Annotated in this window: 17 protein-coding genes and 1 pseudogene; 8 read left to right on the top strand and 10 right to left on the bottom strand. The window is 60.8% G+C overall.

What is annotated here, in order from left to right; genetic code table 11:
• Positions 1–41: 41 nt before the first annotated feature.
• Positions 42–1,481 (bottom strand): cytosine permease, encoded by a 1,440-nt coding sequence (locus A6U98_RS11610; protein ID WP_064649903.1) that lies wholly within the window; start codon positions 1,479–1,481, stop codon positions 42–44.
• A 286-nt stretch (positions 1,482–1,767) separates the two neighbouring features.
• On the opposite strand from A6U98_RS11610, the gene A6U98_RS11615 reads away from it, so the two are divergent.
• The 3 genes from A6U98_RS11615 to A6U98_RS11625 all read left to right on the top strand — a co-directional run bounded on the left by A6U98_RS11615 (position 1,768) and on the right by A6U98_RS11625 (position 4,501).
• Positions 1,768–2,433, top strand: coding sequence for an NAD(P)H-dependent oxidoreductase (locus A6U98_RS11615; RefSeq protein ID WP_064649904.1), 666 nt, complete (start codon positions 1,768–1,770; stop codon positions 2,431–2,433).
• A gap of 329 nt (positions 2,434–2,762) precedes the next feature.
• Positions 2,763–3,377, top strand: a complete 615-nt coding sequence (locus tag A6U98_RS11620; RefSeq protein ID WP_064649905.1) for an urea carboxylase-associated family protein — start codon at positions 2,763–2,765, stop codon at positions 3,375–3,377.
• A 191-nt stretch (positions 3,378–3,568) separates the two neighbouring features.
• On the top strand, positions 3,569–4,501 hold the full coding sequence (locus A6U98_RS11625) for a LysR family transcriptional regulator (RefSeq protein WP_064649906.1): 933 nt from the start codon (positions 3,569–3,571) through the stop codon (positions 4,499–4,501).
• A 92-nt stretch (positions 4,502–4,593) separates the two neighbouring features.
• On the opposite strand, the pseudogene A6U98_RS35765 reads toward A6U98_RS11625, so the two are convergent.
• The 5 genes and pseudogenes from A6U98_RS35765 to A6U98_RS11645 form a co-directional block, all read right to left on the bottom strand.
• Positions 4,594–4,883 (bottom strand): annotated as a pseudogene (locus tag A6U98_RS35765) (hypothetical protein); the annotation flags it as partial.
• Positions 4,884–5,470: 587 nt separating this feature from the next.
• Positions 5,471–6,298: an alpha/beta hydrolase gene (locus tag A6U98_RS11630; RefSeq protein ID WP_064649907.1), complete on the bottom strand. Its 828-nt coding sequence runs from the start codon at positions 6,296–6,298 to the stop codon at positions 5,471–5,473.
• An 11-nt stretch (positions 6,299–6,309) separates the two neighbouring features.
• Complete coding sequence (locus A6U98_RS11635) at positions 6,310–7,797, bottom strand: NAD-dependent succinate-semialdehyde dehydrogenase (RefSeq protein ID WP_064649908.1); 1,488 nt, start codon at positions 7,795–7,797, stop codon at positions 6,310–6,312.
• Positions 7,798–7,810: 13 nt separating this feature from the next.
• Positions 7,811–9,040: an iron-containing alcohol dehydrogenase gene (locus A6U98_RS11640; RefSeq protein ID WP_064649909.1), complete on the bottom strand. Its 1,230-nt coding sequence runs from the start codon at positions 9,038–9,040 to the stop codon at positions 7,811–7,813.
• Entirely contained in the window at positions 9,037–10,071 is a 1,035-nt protein-coding gene (locus tag A6U98_RS11645) for an Ldh family oxidoreductase (protein WP_064649910.1), read from the bottom strand. The genes A6U98_RS11640 and A6U98_RS11645 overlap by 4 nt, the downstream gene beginning before the upstream one ends.
• Positions 10,072–10,167: 96 nt before the next feature.
• On the opposite strand from A6U98_RS11645, the gene A6U98_RS11650 reads away from it, so the two are divergent.
• Positions 10,168–10,866 carry a GntR family transcriptional regulator gene (locus A6U98_RS11650; RefSeq protein ID WP_064649911.1) on the top strand — a complete coding sequence of 233 codons (699 nt, stop codon included), beginning with the start codon at positions 10,168–10,170 and terminating at the stop codon, positions 10,864–10,866.
• 56 nt (positions 10,867–10,922) lie between these two features.
• On the top strand, positions 10,923–11,516 hold the full coding sequence (locus A6U98_RS11655; protein WP_064649912.1) for a DJ-1/PfpI family protein: 594 nt from the start codon (positions 10,923–10,925) through the stop codon (positions 11,514–11,516).
• A gap of 69 nt (positions 11,517–11,585) precedes the next feature.
• On the opposite strand, the gene A6U98_RS11660 is transcribed toward A6U98_RS11655, so the two are convergent.
• From A6U98_RS11660 to A6U98_RS11675, 4 genes are read right to left on the bottom strand one after another with little or no spacing between them, the layout of a single operon-like run.
• Positions 11,586–12,776, bottom strand: coding sequence for a Xaa-Pro peptidase family protein (locus A6U98_RS11660; protein ID WP_064649913.1), 1,191 nt, complete (start codon positions 12,774–12,776; stop codon positions 11,586–11,588).
• A gap of 32 nt (positions 12,777–12,808) precedes the next feature.
• The gene (locus tag A6U98_RS11665) at positions 12,809–13,222 is read right to left on the bottom strand and encodes a cupin domain-containing protein (protein ID WP_064649914.1); all 414 of its coding nucleotides are present in this window, start codon (positions 13,220–13,222) and stop codon (positions 12,809–12,811) included.
• 25 nt (positions 13,223–13,247) lie between these two features.
• Entirely contained in the window at positions 13,248–14,090 is an 843-nt protein-coding gene (locus tag A6U98_RS11670) for a phosphoenolpyruvate hydrolase family protein (protein WP_064649915.1), read from the bottom strand.
• An 11-nt stretch (positions 14,091–14,101) separates the two neighbouring features.
• A complete protein-coding gene (locus A6U98_RS11675; protein ID WP_064649916.1) occupies positions 14,102–15,298 on the bottom strand; it encodes a Tm-1-like ATP-binding domain-containing protein in 1,197 nt (398 codons plus the stop codon).
• A gap of 100 nt (positions 15,299–15,398) precedes the next feature.
• On the opposite strand from A6U98_RS11675, the gene A6U98_RS11680 reads away from it, so the two are divergent.
• The 3 genes from A6U98_RS11680 to A6U98_RS11690 all read left to right on the top strand — a co-directional run bounded on the left by A6U98_RS11680 (position 15,399) and on the right by A6U98_RS11690 (position 18,780).
• A complete protein-coding gene (locus A6U98_RS11680; RefSeq protein WP_064649917.1) occupies positions 15,399–16,037 on the top strand; it encodes a TetR/AcrR family transcriptional regulator in 639 nt (212 codons plus the stop codon).
• 369 nt (positions 16,038–16,406) lie between these two features.
• Positions 16,407–17,717, top strand: coding sequence for an extracellular solute-binding protein (locus A6U98_RS11685; RefSeq protein WP_064649918.1), 1,311 nt, complete (start codon positions 16,407–16,409; stop codon positions 17,715–17,717).
• 157 nt (positions 17,718–17,874) lie between these two features.
• Positions 17,875–18,780 (top strand): sugar ABC transporter permease, encoded by a 906-nt coding sequence (locus A6U98_RS11690; RefSeq protein ID WP_064649919.1) that lies wholly within the window; start codon positions 17,875–17,877, stop codon positions 18,778–18,780.
• Position 18,781: the final 1 nt, after the last annotated feature.

Genomic DNA, 18,781 nt, shown 5'->3' on the forward strand with positions numbered 1-18,781 from the left:
TTCTTGGAGAGATGGGTCGCGCTGCCGCGGCCCCTTCGGTCTCATTCGCCACGGACAGGCGACGTCAGTGCTGAGCTGCCGACATCCGCCGTCCTTCGGAGCTTGTGAGAAACGATGTAGACCACGAACGCGACGACAAAGCCGGCCAGCCAGGAAAGATCAATTCCGCCCAGGCCAAGGGCAAGGGGGCCCTGAAGGACTTCGACGGCGCTCGTCTGGAAGAGATGGGCAGCGAAGACGCCGACCAGCAATGACAGGACGCCGCTCCAGTTGACATCACCTAGCCGGCTCGTCGTGTGCGGCTTGTACAGTTCGTCGACATTGATCGAACCGCCGCGCACAACGAAGAAATCGGCAGCGGTTACACCAGCCCAGGGGCTGATCCAGACGACCATCGTCACCATGAACATTTCGAATGCATGCGCAAAATCTCGCGACTGCATGAAGCCGTAGAGAATGATCGATCCCGCAACGCCGCAAGCGAGCGAAACGACCCAGCGAGGCTTGTTGATATCCATTGCAAGGCTTGAAAGTGCGGCGGAATAAATGACGACGATGTTCGTTGCGATCGGCCCGTGAACCAGCACGAGCAGGACTGGCAATGCCATCACGCCAAACGCCGCGATGATGAGCTGGGCCGGATCGGACCCGACGCCGGCGGACGCAATCGCCGCGCCGAGCGTGGCGAGCCAGACCGTGGGGACGAACATCCCCAGGAACGTTGCCTTGAAGACGCTGGACGGTTTCAAGCCTGGTTTGGAAAACCGCGTGTAGTCAGACGCATAGACCAGCCAGGATATGCCCCAGCCAATGCCGATTGCCGTCATCAGCTGGCTCATCGCGGCCCACCGCGCGATGCCTGTGACCGTTGAGGTGGACCATTGGATATCAACCGTAAAAATCGCCATGAACGTCATCGCGACCATGATCAGCAGGATCGCCGGCATCGTGTAGCGCTCGAAATACTTGATCGCATTGAAGCCCCAGGCGGCTATTCCGATCTGGACCACCATGATGACCAGGGCAATCGCATATTTCATCTCGACCCCACCACCGATTCCCATACGATCGAGCGCAGCGACCGAAAGATCGAGTACAATCCAGGTGTTCGTCGCGACCCAGCCCATCGCCATGAGAAGCTGCACAAAAGTCGGCAAGTAGGCGCCGCGGCGACCGAAGGCGAGCCGAGCAAGAACCATCTGCGGAACGCCGGTCCGGTATCCCATGAGGCAGAATGCGGCGAAAAGCGCTGCCCCCACGAGATTGCCGATCGCAATAACGAGAAACGTATCCCAGAGGCTAAGCCCCATCTGGATTCCGAGCGCTCCCAGAACCCAGTTGATCGGAGCGACGTTCGCGCCGGCCCAGATCCAAAATTGGTCCAGTGGTGACGACGTTCGGTGCGACACTGGAACCGGCGCGATGCCATGGATGTCGTATGCCGACAGTTCGTCTGAGGTGAAATTGGCAGATTTTGACATTGGCTTCCCCTGTCAGGTTGTTGCTCCTACTCCCGGACGCCACTTTCCGCAGGTGTGACAGATTTTTGAAAATGAAAACTTCTCAACCTGGGTTGAGCCAAAGTAGAAAGTAGGGAGAAACATGTGACCCGGATTTATTTGGCAGCCGTATATGGCTGCGCCCGCGTTCTGGCCGGGATTTATTGTTGAGTTTACCTCAAGAGTGCCAAAAGAAACCTCAATAACGCATGCATGCCGATCTGCGCGATGATCCAACGGTCTTAGATCTTCAGCGAAAGGCATATCAATGACCACGATTTTGCACATTGACGCGAGCCCGCGCGGCGATCGATCCTTAAGCCGTCGGCTTTCCGCGGCCTTTGTCGAGGACTGGAAGGCAAAGGATCCGTCGGCGGTCGTCATAACGCGTGATATCGGACGGTCTCCACCGCCGATCATCACCGAAGAATGGATCGCCGCGGTCTTCACGCCCGCCGAGACGCGCACTCCGGCTCAACAGCGGGAGCTGAAGCTCTCCGACACACTCATCGACGAGGTCGGCCGTTCAAACCTGATTGTCATCGGCGCGCCGATGCACAATTATGGAATGCCCGCGGCTCTCAAGTCCTGGTTCGACAAGGTGATCCGGATCGGGAAAACCTTCACTTTCGACCTTCAAAGAGGCGACTACCCCCTGGAACCGATCATGTCGGGCAAGACGCTCGTCATACTCAGCGCGAGAGGCGAGTTCGGCTTCGGCGTCGGTGGGGTTCGGGAACACATGAACCATCTGGAGACGCACATTGTCACCTGCGCCAGCTATCTCGGCGTCGAAGAAAGCCATGTCGTCGCCATCGACTATCAGGAATTCGGCGACGAAAGGCATGAAAAGTCGGTCCGGGAGGCTTATGAGGCGGTGCCGCGCCTCGTCGACCAGCTGATCGGCCAAGTTTGCCCGATCGCTGCCGAGTGAGCCGGAAAAAACTCCAAATGCAAAGCCTTTCCGAAGTCGCGGTGGCCCTTGCCACCAGTCGAACAACATCGATCCAGCTGTCGATGAAGCATTGTCGCGGGCCGTCTCCGCGCCTCATGCGTTCATATTTCCTATGTCGATGAGTTGGAAAAAGCCGGCCGCTATCGGGGGGCGGACCGATGATCTGCCCTATTACGCCAAACCTCGCCCTGTGATGGATTCATTTCATTATAGGTTTTGGCTATAGTGACTGCGGTTATTATTATTGGAATTCGCAAAGCCACTCTGCTTCAATTGCTCCGCAACGATAGGATGGAAGGTCGCGAGGGATGAACAAGCAAGCAGAGCTGGATTCCAATTTGGTGTATCGGATTCCCGCCCGAAAAGGGGTCGCGGCACATGTCGCCACCGGTCGCCTGGTCACCGTCATCAACACCCATGGATCCCAGGTTGTCGATACTTGGGCCTATAACGCAACCGACCTGACCGAATTCATGTCGATGGAGCACAGCCGGGCGTCGATGCTCACCTTGTTTCCGAAAACCGGGGATGTATTCAAGACGAACAGGCGCCAACCAATTCTCACCGTCGTCGAGGATACGACGCCCGGCATCCACGATACGTTGATGGCAGCCTGCGATATTCATCGGTACGAACAACTCGGTGCACACGGCTATCACGACAATTGCACCGACAATCTCCACAATGCGCTTGAGGCAATCCAGCTCAAGGCCGGGGCAACCCCGAGCCCTCTCAACCTGTTCATGAACGTTCCGGTCGACGCCGACGGCGCCCTTTCATTCCAGCCTCCAGCCAGCAAGCCGGGCGAGTACATCGCCCTCAGGGCGGAGATGGATCTCATCATCGTCTTCTCCGCCTGCCCCCAGGACATGGTACCCGTAAACAACATGAACCCGACCGAGGCGCATTTCAAAATCGGATGACTGCGGCGCTCCGTCGAGCAGGCGGGCTTATATGGATATCGATATCAGACATCAGGATCGGCCGAGGACGTCGCGACCGGCGAGCATCAAGCCTTCAACAATCCCAACAGGATGGAATAGTTTTATCGCCCGTCCACTAGATGCCGTCCTATTGTGAAGACGGGCCGATCCATACCCGTCGAGGAGCTGGAATGCGAAAACTTCCCCCGCTGAATTCGTTGAGGGCCTTCGAAGCTGCCGCAAGACACGGCAGCTTCACCGCAGCGGCGAAGGAACTCTTCGTCACGGTCACGGCCGTGAGCCACCAGATCCGGCAACTGGAAGAATTGGTCGACAAGAAGCTCTTCGAACGCTCGGGAAGGGCTGTCGTCCTGACCGAGGCGGGCGCTGCGTTTTATCCAAGATTGCGTGACGGCTTTGATCAGCTGGCCGAAGCATTTGCTCAGGTTTCCGGAGAAAAAGATGGCGATGTCGTCGCGGTCTCGATGACGAAGGTGTTTGCCGAGCGCTGGCTCATGCCGAGGCTAGACCGGTTTCATTCCGCTTTTCCCGATGTAATCGTGAACGTCCACGCCTCGGAAAACGTGGTCGACCTCCGGGCCGAAAGCATCGATCTCGCCATACGGTACGGCCCGGTCGATCTCGCAGCGAAGCCGACGATGCTTCTGCGGGACGTCTATCTGGCCGTGGCCGCCTCATCGATATCGAACTCCGAGCGGCAGCCCGTGATCGACGACTACCGCAAGCGCCCCCTGCTTGCCTACAAGTGGAAGAATCCTGCATTCCTTTGCCCGACGTGGTCAACGTGGCTGGCGGAGACGCCCCACGAGCGTGACGGCGATTTCAAGATATCCTGGTTCAGCGAAGAGACACTGGCCCTCCACGCCGCCGAACGTGGACTGGGTCCATTGCTGACGAGCAATGTACTTGTCGATGAGAAACTGCGGGACGGAACGTTGCGCAGAATTGAGGGACCCATACTGCCCGGCTATGCCTATCGCCTGATCGAAGGCCCGTCATTTGGCAAGAAGAAAAGCGCGGTCCGGTTTGCCGACTGGCTGAAGGAGGAAGCCGTGACATTTGCTCGCGGCATTCCGCATCCGATGAACGCCCCTTCCCCCTGAAAGCATTCGGAACTCCGTTGGCGGTATGCTATCGGGACGAGCGTCTGCCTGCGCTAGGAGCAATTGGTCTCGCACTGCGATCGGCAAGAAGCTCCTCGCCGGGATGCGGTCAGGATCCGGTGGCGGATTTTCGAGCAGCGGCACATACGGTGGTGGGATGATAGGTTTGACAGGACTGAATGACGGGTCTTCAGCAGAACCGACATAACGACGTTTAGTACCACCATGTCCATCTGGGATGTCGAAGCACCAGTCCTTGCGGCCCTTGATGTTCCCCGGGGTGAACCGACACCGGAGGGAAATCGGCCGTCCAGGCGGCGTCGAGCGCGCGCTGACCGAGCTCGGCGACCATCGACTGATACATGAGGTCGATGGACTTCATAAGTTCGACTCCACCGTTATACTGTTTCTCAAAAACAGTATAACGGTCGAAAGAATAGGTCGTTAGATAGGCCGCTTAGCTCGGCCAAGGTTATGCGCGGCGAGTTGCTTTCCCCGCTCCTTCTTTCGCACAGACGCCTGATGATCGGGGACCAGCAATTGCGACCCTTCGATGTCGACATGTCGTCGACGACCGAGGCACAAGATGTGGTGACGCTCGCGGAAGGTCTCGAGTCGCGATATCCGATTGTGCAGCCTTCCCGTGGTCACCAGTCAAATAAGCTCTATCCGACTCCGACAATTCGACTTCACCGAAAAGATGGCTAGGGTCTTTGCTATGCGCCGGAATGTTGTCCATTGCTAACCCGTCGTCTGAACAGAAGACCACGTTTCCGTCGATCTCGACAAATTCCGGATTCGCCACCTTGCGAAAATTTTCGCGGATTATTTGGTCGATCACCGGTTGTGAGCCATACTGACACCCGCCCTTAATCGGTGGCACGCGGGTACCACCTTTGCCTTGCTGCCTTACTCCAGGGTCCAACCGGAAAAGCGACATCTTCGATCAGGCAGCGTAATGTTAGATCGTTATGACCTTCCACTTGTGACAATGAACGCGCGCAATGCCGCCGCCATGGGTGTGCCAATGACGGCGAGATCGCGTACCGTGCTCATGTGATCCCCGTCGGCGACATGCGATGCGCGCACTTCAAGCCCTTGGTCGAAAAGGGTGTCCCTGAACGCATTTGCCTGGACTTTGAACGGGTTGGTTTCCAGTCCGCCGGTCATGATAGCGACACGCGTTGCAGGATCGTGCACGTGGCGCAAGGGCGTAAACCGTCGCACCTCCTCGTCGCTCAAGGCGATCTCGTCACGCAGGAAAGACCTCTGCAGGGGTTCGAGATCGTATAGCCCGCCAAGCAGGAAGGCGGCAACTACGCCCGAAGGCGCTGGCGAGCGATGGAAGAGAAAGGTTGCAAGATGTGCACCGGCGGAGTGGCCGCTGACGGAAAACCGCTTTGACGTGGCGCCGAAGCGATCGGCATGCGCCAGAAGAAAAGACTTGGCTTTCAGGACCTGACCAACCAGGACGTCCATTCTCGCCGTGGGCATCAAGGAATAATCGACGATGGCTGCAACCGCGCCAGCGCCGGTGATCGTTTCAGCGACGCAGGAATAGTCCTCCTTGGAAAACATCCGCCAATAGCCGCCATGGATGAACATGTGGATCGGCATGTCCGAGCCGGCACTGTCTGGCAGGAAGATATCGAGCGTCTCGCCAAGCCTATCCCCGTAGGCGATGTTGGCCTCCATGGCGACAGTGCGCCGCGTTGCAAGGCTGCGAGCTCGAATGTCGCCCACAATCGCGTCGAAATCTGCGACATGGTCACGAATGCGGAACGGATCGGCGGCCACAGGTTCCTCCCTCAGAAACTTGTGGCAATGTACTTGGCTTCCATGAACTCCGCGATACCGTGATGCTGCCCTCCTTCACGTCCAAGGCCGCTCTGCTTCACACCACCAAAGGGGGCAGCGGGATCGGAGACCAGTCCACGATTAAGAGCGATCATTCCGGCCTCGATTTTGGAGGCGACCCGCATGCCGCGGCCAATGTCGCGGGTATAGATGTAGGCGGCGAGGCCATATTCCGTATCGTTGGCGGCAGCGATGACCTCCGCCTCGCTCTCGAAACGGTAGAGCGGCGCGACGGGACCGAAAATCTCCTCGCAGCCCATGTCGGAGGCCGGGGAAACATCGACAAGCACCGTCGGCGGATAAAAAAAGCCGCGCCCTGCCAATATTCGTCCGCCGCAGAGGGCGCGCGCGCCGCGCGAAATGGCGTCCGCGACCAGGCGCTCGATCTTCTCCGCCGCCTTGCGCGTGATCATCGGACCGCATTCCGTATCCGGAGCCACACCCGGACCGACCTTGAGCGCGGCCATGCGTCGGGCAAATTTCTCGGCGAAAGCATCGTGGATACCGGACTGGACATAAATGCGGTTTGCAGCCGTGCAGGCCTCACCCGCATTGCGCATTTTCGCGACCATCAGACCCTCGATCGCCGCGTCAATGTCCGCATCGTCAAAAACGATGAACGGCGCGTTGCCGCCGAGTTCCATGGAACAGGAGATGATATTTTTCGACGCTTCCGCCAGTAGCGTGCGGCCGACGCCGGTCGAGCCTGTGAAGGAGAGTTTTCGCACGCGCGGGTCGGCCAGCATGGCGGCGATGACGGGGCCTGGCGTCGATGTTGTCATCACGTTCACCACGCCCGGCGGCACGCCAGCCTCCTCGTAAAGAGCCGCAAGCGCATAGGCCGTCAGCGGTGTCTCGCTCGCCGGCTTCAGGATGACGGTGCAGCCTGCGGCAAGTGCAGGCGCGATCTTGCGGGTCGCCATCGCCGCCGGGAAATTCCACGGTGTGATGAGAACGCAGATGCCGATAGGCTGGTAATCGACGACGATTCGGTTTCCACCGGCCGGGGCAGAGCCGAACTCGCCGGAGATGCGCACCGCCTCCTCGGCGTTCCATCGAAAGAACTCCGCCGCATAGGCCACCTCGCCGCGCGCGTCGCGCAACGCTTTCCCGTTCTCGAGCGAAATGAGCCTGGCAATCGTTTCGGAGCGCTCCACCATAAGTTCGAAGCAGCGGCGCAGAATCTCGGAACGCCTTCTCGGCGGCATCTCGCGCCAGCCTTCCGCGGCGCTTGCCGCAGCCTCCACGGCCGATGCCGCATCCACAAGGCTCGCATCGGGCACGGTGGCGATGACCGCCTCCGTCGAGGGGTCGACCACCTTGATCTGACCCTCGCCCGCCGCAGGCCGCCAGGCGCCGCCAATATAGAGTCCGCGGGAGAACGCGTTGAGCTCGAAGGGATCGTGGTCTGGATGTGAAGAATGCTGGTTGACGTTCATGATGGTTTCCAAGTCAGAGGGCGGAAGCGGCCAGGTCGCCGTCATAGGCGGCGCGCACCAGGCCGCGCATGGCGGCCGCATCGAAGGAGCGGGGATTGTTCTTGATCAGCCGGCCAATGCCGAGCGCCTGCTCTGCGGCCCAGTCGATCCGGTCTTCCGGCAGGCCGAGCCCGGCAAGCGTCGGCGAGATGCCGATCGCGGCGAAGAGGCGGCACACCTCGGCAATCGCGGCATCGGCAACCGTCTCGTCGTCCTCCACGCCGGCGGGATCGAGGCCGAGCGCCCTACCGACAACGGCGATGTCCGCTGTAGCGACACGGCGATTATAGGTCATCACATAGGGCAGCATGGTCGCAACCCCGAGGCCGTGCGGCGTATGGGTCAAGGCACCGACCGGATATTGCACGGCATGAGCCGCAGCGGTACCCGCCGTGCCGAAGGCGCAGCCGGCTGCCAGCGCACCCATCATCACATCGGCGCGCGCATCGATGTCGGAGCCGTCGACGTAGGCCTTTTCCAAGCTCCGGCTGAGGAGCCGGATGGCATGCAGCGCGAACTGGTCGGAGAGATCGCTCTTACCGATGAAGACATGCTGCTGCGCAAGTTCCGGATCGCCGGGGCGGCGCATGGCCGTGAAGGCTTCGATGGCATGCGTCAACGCATCCGCACCGGCAACCGCCGTGAGCCCGGGCGGGCAGGAAAGGGTCAGTTCCGGGTCGCAGATCGCCGCCGCGGCGATGAGATATGGGCTGGAAATGCCAACCTTCAGGATACGGTCAGGATCGGAAACAACCGCAACCGGCGTCACCTCGGAGCCCGTGCCTGCCGTTGTCGGCACGGCGATGACCGGCAGGACGGGCCCCGGCACCTTGAACTCACCGTAGTAATCGGCGAGCGCGCCGCCGTGTGCGAGCAGGAGCGAAGCGCATTTGGCCATGTCGAGGCAGCTGCCGCCACCGATGCCGATCACCATATCGGGCCCAAAGCCGCGCGCGGCCTCAACGCAAACCGCGACCGTATTTTGCGGCACGTCCGGCAGCGTCTGGTCATGCACCAGGACGACGATGCCGGCCGCTTCGAGCGCGGCGATCATTTCCGCAAAGACCGGCGTTGCGGCAAAACGTGCGTCCGTGCAGACGAGTGCGCGCCGGCCGGTCCTGCTGGCGACGCTCGCGAGCGCATGGCGCTGGCCGACGCCAAACAGGATTTCCCGCGGCAGCCTCAAGGCGGCAAAGAGGCTCATGATCTTTGACCCTCGAAGGCCAGAATGCGGGGGCGCGAACGCGCATTGAGGTCTTCCCAGAGGCGCTGGTCGATCTCGAACCCATTGCGGCTTGCCGCCACCCGCCGCCGGCGGGCACGATCACCCGGGACGAGAACCGGCTCGCCGGCGCCGGCGGGGGGTGAGGCGCGCACGGCATCGAGATAGGTCGACAGTCGCTCCGGCAGTCCCGGTGCCAGACTGGGCTCGATCAAGATGAAAACGTCGCCCTTGTTACACGGCGACTGGCTGTCGAGCGTGCCGTGCGCATCCGGCGCGAGCGCCGAGCCGGCAAGAGCTGCCACCAGCAGTTCCAAAGCGATGCCGAGGCCGTAGCCCTTCGCGTCGCCAAAGGGCGCAATCGCACCGGCCTTGGCACGCTCCGGATCGGTCGTCGGGTTACCAGCCGCATCGCGCGCCCATCCCTCGGGAATGGGTCTGCCGGTCGTCGCGTAATGATGGATCCTGCCCATCGGCACGAGGCTGGTGGCAAGGTCGAGCACGAGCGGTTCTTTGGCGGTCGGTACGGCGATGGCGATGGGATTGGTGCCTAGCATGGCCTGGGTGCCGCCGAAGGGATGGACCAGCGCCTCGCTCGACGAGAGCGCGATGCCGACGAAACCCATTGCGGCGATGGCCTCCACATAATGCGCGAGCATGCCGAGATGGTTGGCATTGCGCACGGCGACAAGGCCGATACCAAGATCCGGAATGTGAGGCGCCAGCCGCTCGATCGCGGACATGGCAACGATGGGGCCAAATCCCGACGACCCCTCCACCTCCAGCACCGCATCCGCGCGCCAGCGCTGCGTGCCCTTCGTCTGCGGGTCAATGACCCCGCGCTCGATCCGTTCGACCAGCCGCGGAAGCCGGTACAGGCCATGCGAGGGGTGCCCCTTCATCTCGGCCGTTACCAGGACGCGAGCCTGCAGGGCCGCATGGTCACGCGGTGCGCCATGCTCTTCCAGCAGGCGGGTGGCAAGGGCAAGCGCTGCCGCTTCGGATACGCGCATAATTTTTCCTCCCTATATTAAATCGTATAGGATATAGGATTGTCTTGGCCGCAGCATCGTGCTAGCGATTGAACCTGTCAAGAGGCAAGGCGGCAGATGATTTCGACGAGACCGAAGGAACCCTCGACGGGCACAACCCAGATACCGCGCGCCAACAGCCTGGCGGGCGACGTCTACGAGGCAATCTTCAACCAGCTCATGTCATTGAAGATCGCGCCGGGGGCGCGGATTACTGTCGACAACCTAGTCAGGGAGTTCAGCGTCTCACACACGCCTATCCGCGAAGCCCTCGGCCGGCTTGAAGGCGAGGGCCTCGTCGTCAAGCAGCATCTCGTTGGCTATCGTGCCGCGCCGCAGATCACGCGGCACCGCTTCGACGAGCTCTATGAACTGCGCCTGCTGCTGGAACCCGACGGCGCTGCGAAAGCAGCCGAGGCGATGAACGACGAAAAGCTGGCCATCCTGACGGAGGCTGCAGGGGTGATGACACGCAGCGACAACAGGGACGAACGAGCGAACTATTCGGCCTTCGCCCGCAAGGATGCCATTTTCCATGACCGCATCATGGAATTTGCCGGCAACGAGTTGATCCGCGAGATGCTGACATTCCAGCATACCCATTTCCATATCTTCCGCCTGATGTTTCATCGCCGTGTCACCGAGGAGGCACTCGGCGAGCATCAAACGCTGCTCGATGCCTTCGCGGCGCGCGACCCCGGCGCGGCTGCGAACGCAATGCGCATCCATATCGAGCATTCGCGCGACCGGCTGTTACCGGCCTTCGACGAAATCTGAGCAACCCCGGCGGGCAGGGACGAGCCTGCCCGATCTGACAATGAGGAGGAGAACCCATGCCAGGCAAGAAAATCCTGATGCTCACCGGCGATTTCACCGAGGAGTACGAAATCTTCGTCTTCCAGCAGGCGATGGAGGCGGTCGGCCACACGGTGCACGTCGTGTGCCCGGACAAGAAGGCCGGCGACATCCTCAGGACGTCGCTGCACGATTTCGAGGGAGACCAGACCTACACCGAAAAACTCGGGCACAACGTCACCATCAACAAGACGTTTTCCGAGGCCGAGAACCAGCTCGATCAGTATCATGCCGTCTACTGCGCCGGCGGACGCGGACCGGAATATATCCGCACCGACAAGCGGGTGCAGGCAATGGTGCGTCATTTCCACGAGGAGAAGAAGCCGATCTTCACCATCTGCCACGGGGTCCAGATTCTGATCGCGGTCGACGGTGTCGTTCGCGGCAAGAAAGTGGGTGCACTTGGGGCCTGCGAACCGGAGGTAACCCTGGCGGGCGGAACCTATATCGACCTCTCGCCAACCGAAGCCTATGTCGATGGCACGATGGTTTCGGCCAAGGGCTGGACGGCGCTCGCCGCCTTTATCCGCGAATGCCTGAAGGTGCTGGGAACGGAGATCCACCACAGCTGAGACGACGGCACCAAGTAAAAAAGCCCGGCAGGTGACATCTGCCGGGCCTTGTTTGCGGTCGGCCTGCAATCACGCTCCGCCGCGGTTCCAGCCGCGGCCACGGTCGCCGAACATTTCATAGCCGCCATCGGTGATGGCAAGCGTATCCTCCAGCTTGATGAATCCGCGCTTTGGGTGAAGCATCGTCGTCTCGACCGAGATCACGCTTCCGGCTTCCAGCGGCTTGTCGGCATCGACGCCATCATAGGTGACGGGGTGGTTCGTCATGAGGAATGGCGCCTCGTGGGTGATGAGGCCCATGCCATGGCAGAAAAAGTCGGTGAAGGCCGCCGACGGCGAGGCCTTGAGCTCGGCCTCCGCTGCCACGATCATCTCCCTGCCCGCAGCCCCTGCCCTGACCTTGGCGAAAGCCGCTTGCTGGATACATTCGACTTCGGCCAGAAGGTCCTCCAGCTCCGCATCCGGCTCGCCGAGCACACCCATGCGGCAGAGGTCACCGATATATCCGTGATAGTTGCCGCCGGAATCGATCGACAGGATCTCGCCCTCGGCCCAGGCCTGCGGCGAGCCCGCACGGTTGTGACTGGAGCCGAGCGTCAGCAGGCAATATTCGAAGTGCAGCCCGCGGTTCGTTTCCTCCCGGCGAAGCTGCTCGATGATCTCCATCTTCGTCGAGCCGGCGCGGGCCGCCGCGATCGTCGCCAGCATAGAGTCGGTAATCAGTTCGGAGGCGCGTCTCAGCTTTGCCAGTTCATCCGGCGTCTTGATCGCCCTTAGCCGCTCCAGCACATGCGTGGCATCGACAAATCGAGCGCCATCCAGCCGAGAGGCAAGGAGGTCGCGGGCGTCGGATGGCAGGAAGGCCGGCTCGATGCCGATACGCCCACCGGTCTTACCGATTTTCTTCAGGTGCTCGACGGCGAGCCCGGCGGCATCCTGCGTGCCCCAGGTCGCCGTATGCACGGCGGGCGTCCAGAATGGGTTGTTCTGGTGCTCTGCGCCCTCCATGCGGTTGCCCACATAGGCGGAGTGATCAGGCGCGCCTTTCTCATAAATCACCATCGGCAGGTACCGGCTATGCCCGATCGCATCCATGGCGGCGAAGAAGATGAACTTATAGCCGCCCATGAGATATTGCGTGTTGTGTTTGGAGGTGGCGACGACGACGTCGATACCGGCTTCCTCCATGAGACGGTCGAGCTTGGCCGTATCGAACGGCGTCTCGGCGGCCTGCCTTGTTTGCCCTGCATTGTCGTTCATTGTCTTTCCTCCCAGAAAATGGATGCGCCGCCTCAGAAGCCCGGCGGCAGCAGGCGGAAGTCCGGCAAATCGCGAAGGGCAAGCTCCGGCCCCGCCGGTGAGTAGACCACGAAGAGGAGCATCGGTCCGCCGCCAGTGTTCTTCGTCGAATGGAAGCGACTTTCCGGAACATAGATCGTGCAGCCGCTGGCGACCTTCCGGGTGATCGGATTACCCGTCTCGTCCTCGACCATCTGCTCGCCCTCGCCGGAAATCACAAAAATGATTTCCTCCGCGCCAGGATGATTGTGGCGGGAATGGCCCTCGCCGCTCGGCAGTTCGACGACACCGCCGGAAAAGCGGCTGGCGCCGTTGACCTCTGGCGCCACGGTCAGCGACAGCTTGCCCCAGTCGAATCCGAAGGCTCTCACATCCTCAGGATAGATGAAGTACTTGTCCTTTGCCATGAAACGGCCTCCTCCATGCCCTTCCTCAGACGACTGCGCCGATGGCGAGCGCCTTGAAATCTTCGGTCTGCTTGCGGATCGCCGCCTCGGCCGGCAGGCGCTCCATCGAGCTTGCGCCATAAAAGCCGTGGCAGCCAGGGCAACGCTCGAGAACGTAGCGCGCATCCTCCGGCATCGAGATCGGGCCGCCGTGGCAGAGCACGATGACATCGTCGCGCACGGAACGTGCCGCCTTGGTGATCGCGGTAATCTCATCGACGCAGTCATCGAGGGACTTCCCGGAGGTGGCGCCGATCGTGCCGCCGGTCGTCACCCCCATATGCGCCACGACAATGTCGGCGCCGGCCGCCGTCATGGCGATGGCCTCGCTCTCGTTGAAAGCATAGGGCGTCGTCAACAGGTCGAGCCCGTGGGCGGTGGCGATCATCTCGACCTCCAGATTGTAGCTCATGCCCGTTTCCTCGAAACTCTGCCGCATCCGGCCGTCGAAGAGGCCGATTGTGGGGAAGTTCTGTACGCCTGAAAAGCCCATTGCCTTGAGGTCGGCGAGGAAGCGCGGCATCAGCACGAAGGGGTCCGTGCCGTTGACGCCGGCGAGCACCGGCGTCTTTTTCACGACCGGCAACACTTCAAGCGCCATGTCCTTGACGATCTCGTTGGCATTGCCATAGGCGAGCAGTCCGGCCGCAGAACCGCGCCCCGCCATGCGGTAGCGCCCGGAATTGTAGATAATGATGAGGTCGATGCCGCCTGCCTCCTCGGCCTTGGCGGAGATGCCGGTGCCGGCGCCGCCGCCGACGATCGGCACGCCGGCTGCGATCATGCCGTGAAATTTTGCGAGGATGGTGCTGCGCGGTATGACTGGCATCGATTTGTCTCTCAGGGGTTAGCGATGTCACGATAGGCCGCGACGGCGGCCTCGGCGAAATCTGGATCGTTGATATGGAGCGGCAGGCGAATAATACGTCGTGACGCCGTCGGCTTGACCGTCGCCTCGAGTGTAGCAAAAAGCGCGGCATCGGCTTGCGGATCGAAGAATGGACCGCCTTCGACGTCGAGGGCCGAAACGCCCTTTTCGGGAATGAGAAGGCGTACGGGGCCGTGGCAGAGATTGAGCTTGTCGCCGATCCAGCGGCCGATCTCAGCGCATTCGGCCGACGTCGTGCGCATCAAGGTGACGTTCGGATTGTGCCGGTAAAACAGCCGGCCGGCATAACGCTCCGGGACGGTCTCCGGCGCCCAGAAGTTCACCATATCGAGCGCACCGACCGAGCCGACATAGGGCAGGCCTTTGCGAGCAATGGCGCCGAAACGGTCCGAGGTGGCGGGCAAGACGCCGCCGAACAGCAGATCGCAGACCTCGGTCGTCGTGATGTCGAGCACGCCAGAGATGAGCTCGCTGTCGGCAAGCTTCTCCATCGCCCGCCCACCCGTGCCTGTCGCGTGGAAGACCAGGCAGTCATAGTCCGCTCGAAGGCGCTCGACCATGGCGGATACCGCAGGTGTGGTAACGCCGAACATTGTAAGCCCGAGGGCCGGTTTCGATGCAGTCACCTCAGCCGGCCGGCCGGCCATCGCGGTGATCGCCTGGGCGGCGTTGTGAAGGATGACGCGGCTCAGCCGGTTGAGACCCGCCATGTCCGTGACCGAGGGCATCATCACGATGTCTGAAACATCGACAAAGGGGGCCACATCGCCGGATGCGAGCGTCGAGACCATGATCTTCGGCAGACCGAGCGGCAATTGGCGCATGCCTGCGGTGATGATCGAAGTGCCCCCACCTCCACCGATACCGATGACGCCGGCCATATCCTGGCGCTCCACGAGGAAGCGCGCGAAGGCGATGCCCATCGCCTCGACCGCCCTTCCGCGATCCCCAGCGGCAAGGACGGCTCCAGCGCCGTCGGGATGCCATGCGGCGACCGTCTCGGCCTTCACATCCACGTCGGTCGCCGGCCCGCGTGTGCCGACGTCGACACGCACCACGCTCCCACCCGCCGCTTCGATGCAAGCGGCCAGATAAGCAAGCTCCTCGCCCTTCGTGTCGGCCGTGCCGACCACGTAGATCTGCTTCATTTGCCCTCCGCTACCGGGTGGATTTCCTCCCGGCATATCCCACGTTCGAGGCAAAGCGACGGGCCCTTGCAAAATTGTGAGACGTGCGTATCATAAAGACATGGATGTCTCACGTCAACAGAACGAAACAGCCAGGACCGAGCGAGGCCCGCGTGCACGAACGCGAAAACTGATGCTCGAAACGGCAACGCGGCTCATGCAGTCCGGCATCACTCCGTCGGTAAGTGAAGTCGCCGAGGCTGCCGAAGTCTCGCGCGCGACGGCCTACCGTTACTTTCCGAGCCAGGCCGCGCTCGTGCATGCCGTGGTGGACGAGGCCCTGGGGCCAATACTCGGCTGGTCGTCGGATAGCCCGGATGCACGCACCCGTGTCGCCGACCTCTTGGCGACCGCGATGCCGCGCATCGATGAGTTCGAGGCCACCTTCAAGGCGGCGCTGAAACTTTCGCTGGACCAGTGGGCGCAGCGCCAGGCGGGCACGCTCGGCAACGAGCCGCTGTTCAAGCGCGGCCACCGGATCGACCTGCTGAAGAGCGTGACTGCCCCCCTGCAGGGCAAATTGCCGCCCGAATCCCGGGAACGCCTTGCACAGGCTCTTTCGCTTGTCTTCGGCGTCGAGGTGCTGATCGTATTGAAGGATATCTGGGGCCTGACCTCGGAAGGCGCGCAGTCCGTTGCCGAATGGGCCGCCAGGGCGCTTGTCGATACCGCATTGCGGCAGGCAGAGAGCGAGGCTTGACGTGGCGGGCCCAGACTTGGCGCACCAACTGGTTAGACCAGTGTCAGTAATATATTCTTGTATTGTGGTCTGGATCGGTGATCATGGATGTGAGACGGTCCGACAAGGGAGCATCAACAGGCCTGCAATTGTGGGGGAAAGACGTCGAAACCTCGAAGACAAGCCTTTGATGGACGCTCTCCGAGGTTGCGCTTGACGATAATGGCATTTGGTAATACCAGATCAGGGAAACGACATTCAGGCTTGAGATCTGAAACGAGCTAGGGGTCGAGGAGGACCCCGAGCACGAACACCACCCAGGAGGATCGGGAAGCCAGATCGGGAGGCCCGCGATGAAGCGGGAAGCGTGCATAAATGGGAGGAAACGTTATGCGCAAAACTATGACCGGTCTGTTGGCCGGTGTCGGATTGATGTGGGCCTGCGGAACATCCGCACAGGCCCAGGAACTGACCATCTTCTGGGCTGAGTGGGACCCGGCAAACTACCTTCAGGAACTCGCCAACGAATACGAGGCTCAAACCGGCGTTAAGGTCACGGTCGAGACCACTCCATGGGCCGACTTCCAGACCAAGGCCTTCACCGAGTTCAATGCCAAGGGTTCAGCCTATGACATGGTCGTCGGCGACAGCCAGTGGATTGGGGCAGCGTCAGAAGCCGGCCATTACGTCGATCTGACCGAATTCTTCACCAAGCATAATCTGACCCAGGTGATGGCCCCGGCAACAGTGAAATACTACGCCGAATATCCGTCGAACTCGAAAAAGTACTGGTCAATTCCCGCCGAAGGCGACGCCGTCGGCTGGTCCTACCGCAAGGACTGGTTCGAAGATCCCAAGGAGATGGAGGCGTTCAAGGCCAAATACGGCTACGACCTCGCCCCGCCGAGGACATGGGCCGAGATGCGTGACATCGCCGAGTTCTTTCACCGTCCAGACCAGAAGCGATACGGAATCGCCATCTACACCGACAACTCTTATGACGGTCTCGTCATGGGTGTCGAGAACGCGATCTTCTCGTTTGGGGGCGAACTCGGCGACTACCAGAGCTACAAGGTCGACGGCATCATCAATTCCGAGAAGAACGTCAAGGCGCTCGAGCTTTATCGCGAGCTCTACGGCTTTACGCCTCCGGGCTGGGCCAAGTCCTTCTTCGTCGAGAACAACCAGGCGATCACCGAGAACCTGGCAGCGATGAGCATGAACTACTTCGCCTTCTTCCCGGCCCTAGTGAACGAGGCGTCCAACCCGAACGCCAAGGTTACCGGTTTCTTTGCCAATCCGGCAGGCCCGAACGGAGAGCAATTCGCAGCGCTCGGCGGCCAAGGCATATCGGTCATCTCCTACTCAAAGAACCAGGAAGAGGCGATGAAATTCCTCGAATGGTTCATCAAGGACGAGACCCAGAAGCGCTGGGCCGAACTCGGCGGTTACACAGCAAGCGCCAAGGTGCTTGAATCGCCGGATTTTCAGAACGCGACACCCTATAACAAGGCCTTCTACGAGACGATGTTCAAGGTGAAGGACTTCTGGGCAACGCCTGAATATGCCGAACTGCTGATCCAGATGAACCAGCGCATCTACCCCTTCGTCACCGCCGGCCAAGGCACGGCGAAGGAAGTGCTCGACTCTCTGGCAGCGGACTGGAACGCGACGTTCAAGAAATACGGACGCAATAAATAGCAAACGCGATCAGCGGAGGGGCTTCGGCGCCCCTCCGTTTGCATTCCGCATCTCGCGCCCAAAGGCGCGGTTCGAGAGGGCGCGGCGCCCGGAATTCACTTCGCGCATCGTGATGCCTTTCCCGGCATCCGGCGCCTACTCTCGGAGGAGGAGAGGATTGGCCACCGCAGTCATGACATCGCTGGACACGAGATCGCGTGCCGCATCCCGCGGCATGAGCGACATCCGCATTCGCAATCTCTTCATTATCCCGACGATCCTGTTTCTGATCATCTTCAACATCTTTCCGTTGATTTATTCGCTCGGCTATTCGTTCACGGATTTTCGAGCCTCGACGAACGCGCCGGCCAACTTTGTCGGCCTGCAAAACTACCGGGAGTTGCTGAACGATCCTTTCATCTGGTCGAATTTCGCCATCACCGCGAAATACGTGATCGTCTCTGTGACGGGGCAGGTGATCGTCGGCTTCGGCACCGCGATGCTGCTCAACCGCGATATCCCGCTGAAGGGTCTTTTGACGACGCTGCTGCTGCTGCCGATGATGCTCTCGATGGCCGTGGTCGGCCTCTTCTGGAAGCTGCTCTACGACCCGTCCTTCGGCATCATCAACTACGCGCTCGGCCTCGGCTCCTTCGAGTGGCTGTCGAATCCGGACATGGCGCTCTATGCGGTGGCAATCACGGACATCTGGATGTGGTCGCCCTTCGTGATGCTGCTGTCGCTTGCCGGCCTTTCGGCCGTGCCAAAGCATCTCTACGAGGCAGCGGCAATCGATCGCGCGGGACCCTTCTATACCTTCTTCCGCATCACGCTGCCGCTGGTGGCGCCGATCCTGATGATCGCAATCATCTTCCGTACGATGGAGGCGTTCAAGACCTTCGACCTCGCCTACATCCTGACCAGCCAACCGACAACCGAGGTGATCTCCATCCGGCTCTACAAAATGGCCTTCCAGGAATGGCAGACGGGGCGCTCCTGCGCCCTCGCCTACATTGTGCTCATCATGGTTCTCGCCATCACCAACATCTACGTCAAGTACCTCAACAAAGTGAAGGAGCGCTAAG

Source organism: Rhizobium sp. WYCCWR10014 (assembly GCF_001657485.1).
In the GTDB taxonomy this organism is placed as follows: Bacteria; Pseudomonadota; Alphaproteobacteria; order Rhizobiales; family Rhizobiaceae; genus Rhizobium.

Excerpts from the sequence above, each read along its gene's own strand:
- A6U98_RS11660 (WP_064649913.1), bottom strand. The coding sequence starts at position 12,776 with ATGAACGACAATGCAGGGCAAACAAGGCAGGCCGCCGAGACGCCGTTC.
- A6U98_RS11645 (WP_064649910.1), bottom strand. The coding sequence starts at position 10,071 with ATGCGCGTATCCGAAGCGGCAGCGCTTGCCCTTGCCACCCGCCTGCTG.
- A6U98_RS11655 (WP_064649912.1), top strand. The coding sequence starts at position 10,923 with ATGCCAGGCAAGAAAATCCTGATGCTCACCGGCGATTTCACCGAGGAG.
- A6U98_RS11610 (WP_064649903.1), bottom strand. The coding sequence starts at position 1,481 with ATGTCAAAATCTGCCAATTTCACCTCAGACGAACTGTCGGCATACGAC.
- A6U98_RS11675 (WP_064649916.1), bottom strand. The coding sequence starts at position 15,298 with ATGAAGCAGATCTACGTGGTCGGCACGGCCGACACGAAGGGCGAGGAG.
- A6U98_RS11685 (WP_064649918.1), top strand. The coding sequence starts at position 16,407 with ATGCGCAAAACTATGACCGGTCTGTTGGCCGGTGTCGGATTGATGTGG.
- A6U98_RS11635 (WP_064649908.1), bottom strand. The coding sequence starts at position 7,797 with ATGAACGTCAACCAGCATTCTTCACATCCAGACCACGATCCCTTCGAG.
- A6U98_RS11650 (WP_064649911.1), top strand. The coding sequence starts at position 10,168 with ATGATTTCGACGAGACCGAAGGAACCCTCGACGGGCACAACCCAGATA.
- A6U98_RS11680 (WP_064649917.1), top strand. The coding sequence starts at position 15,399 with ATGGATGTCTCACGTCAACAGAACGAAACAGCCAGGACCGAGCGAGGC.
- A6U98_RS11640 (WP_064649909.1), bottom strand. The coding sequence starts at position 9,040 with ATGAGCCTCTTTGCCGCCTTGAGGCTGCCGCGGGAAATCCTGTTTGGC.
- A6U98_RS11615 (WP_064649904.1), top strand. The coding sequence starts at position 1,768 with ATGACCACGATTTTGCACATTGACGCGAGCCCGCGCGGCGATCGATCC.
- A6U98_RS11620 (WP_064649905.1), top strand. The coding sequence starts at position 2,763 with ATGAACAAGCAAGCAGAGCTGGATTCCAATTTGGTGTATCGGATTCCC.
- A6U98_RS11625 (WP_064649906.1), top strand. The coding sequence starts at position 3,569 with ATGCGAAAACTTCCCCCGCTGAATTCGTTGAGGGCCTTCGAAGCTGCC.
- A6U98_RS11665 (WP_064649914.1), bottom strand. The coding sequence starts at position 13,222 with ATGGCAAAGGACAAGTACTTCATCTATCCTGAGGATGTGAGAGCCTTC.
- A6U98_RS11670 (WP_064649915.1), bottom strand. The coding sequence starts at position 14,090 with ATGCCAGTCATACCGCGCAGCACCATCCTCGCAAAATTTCACGGCATG.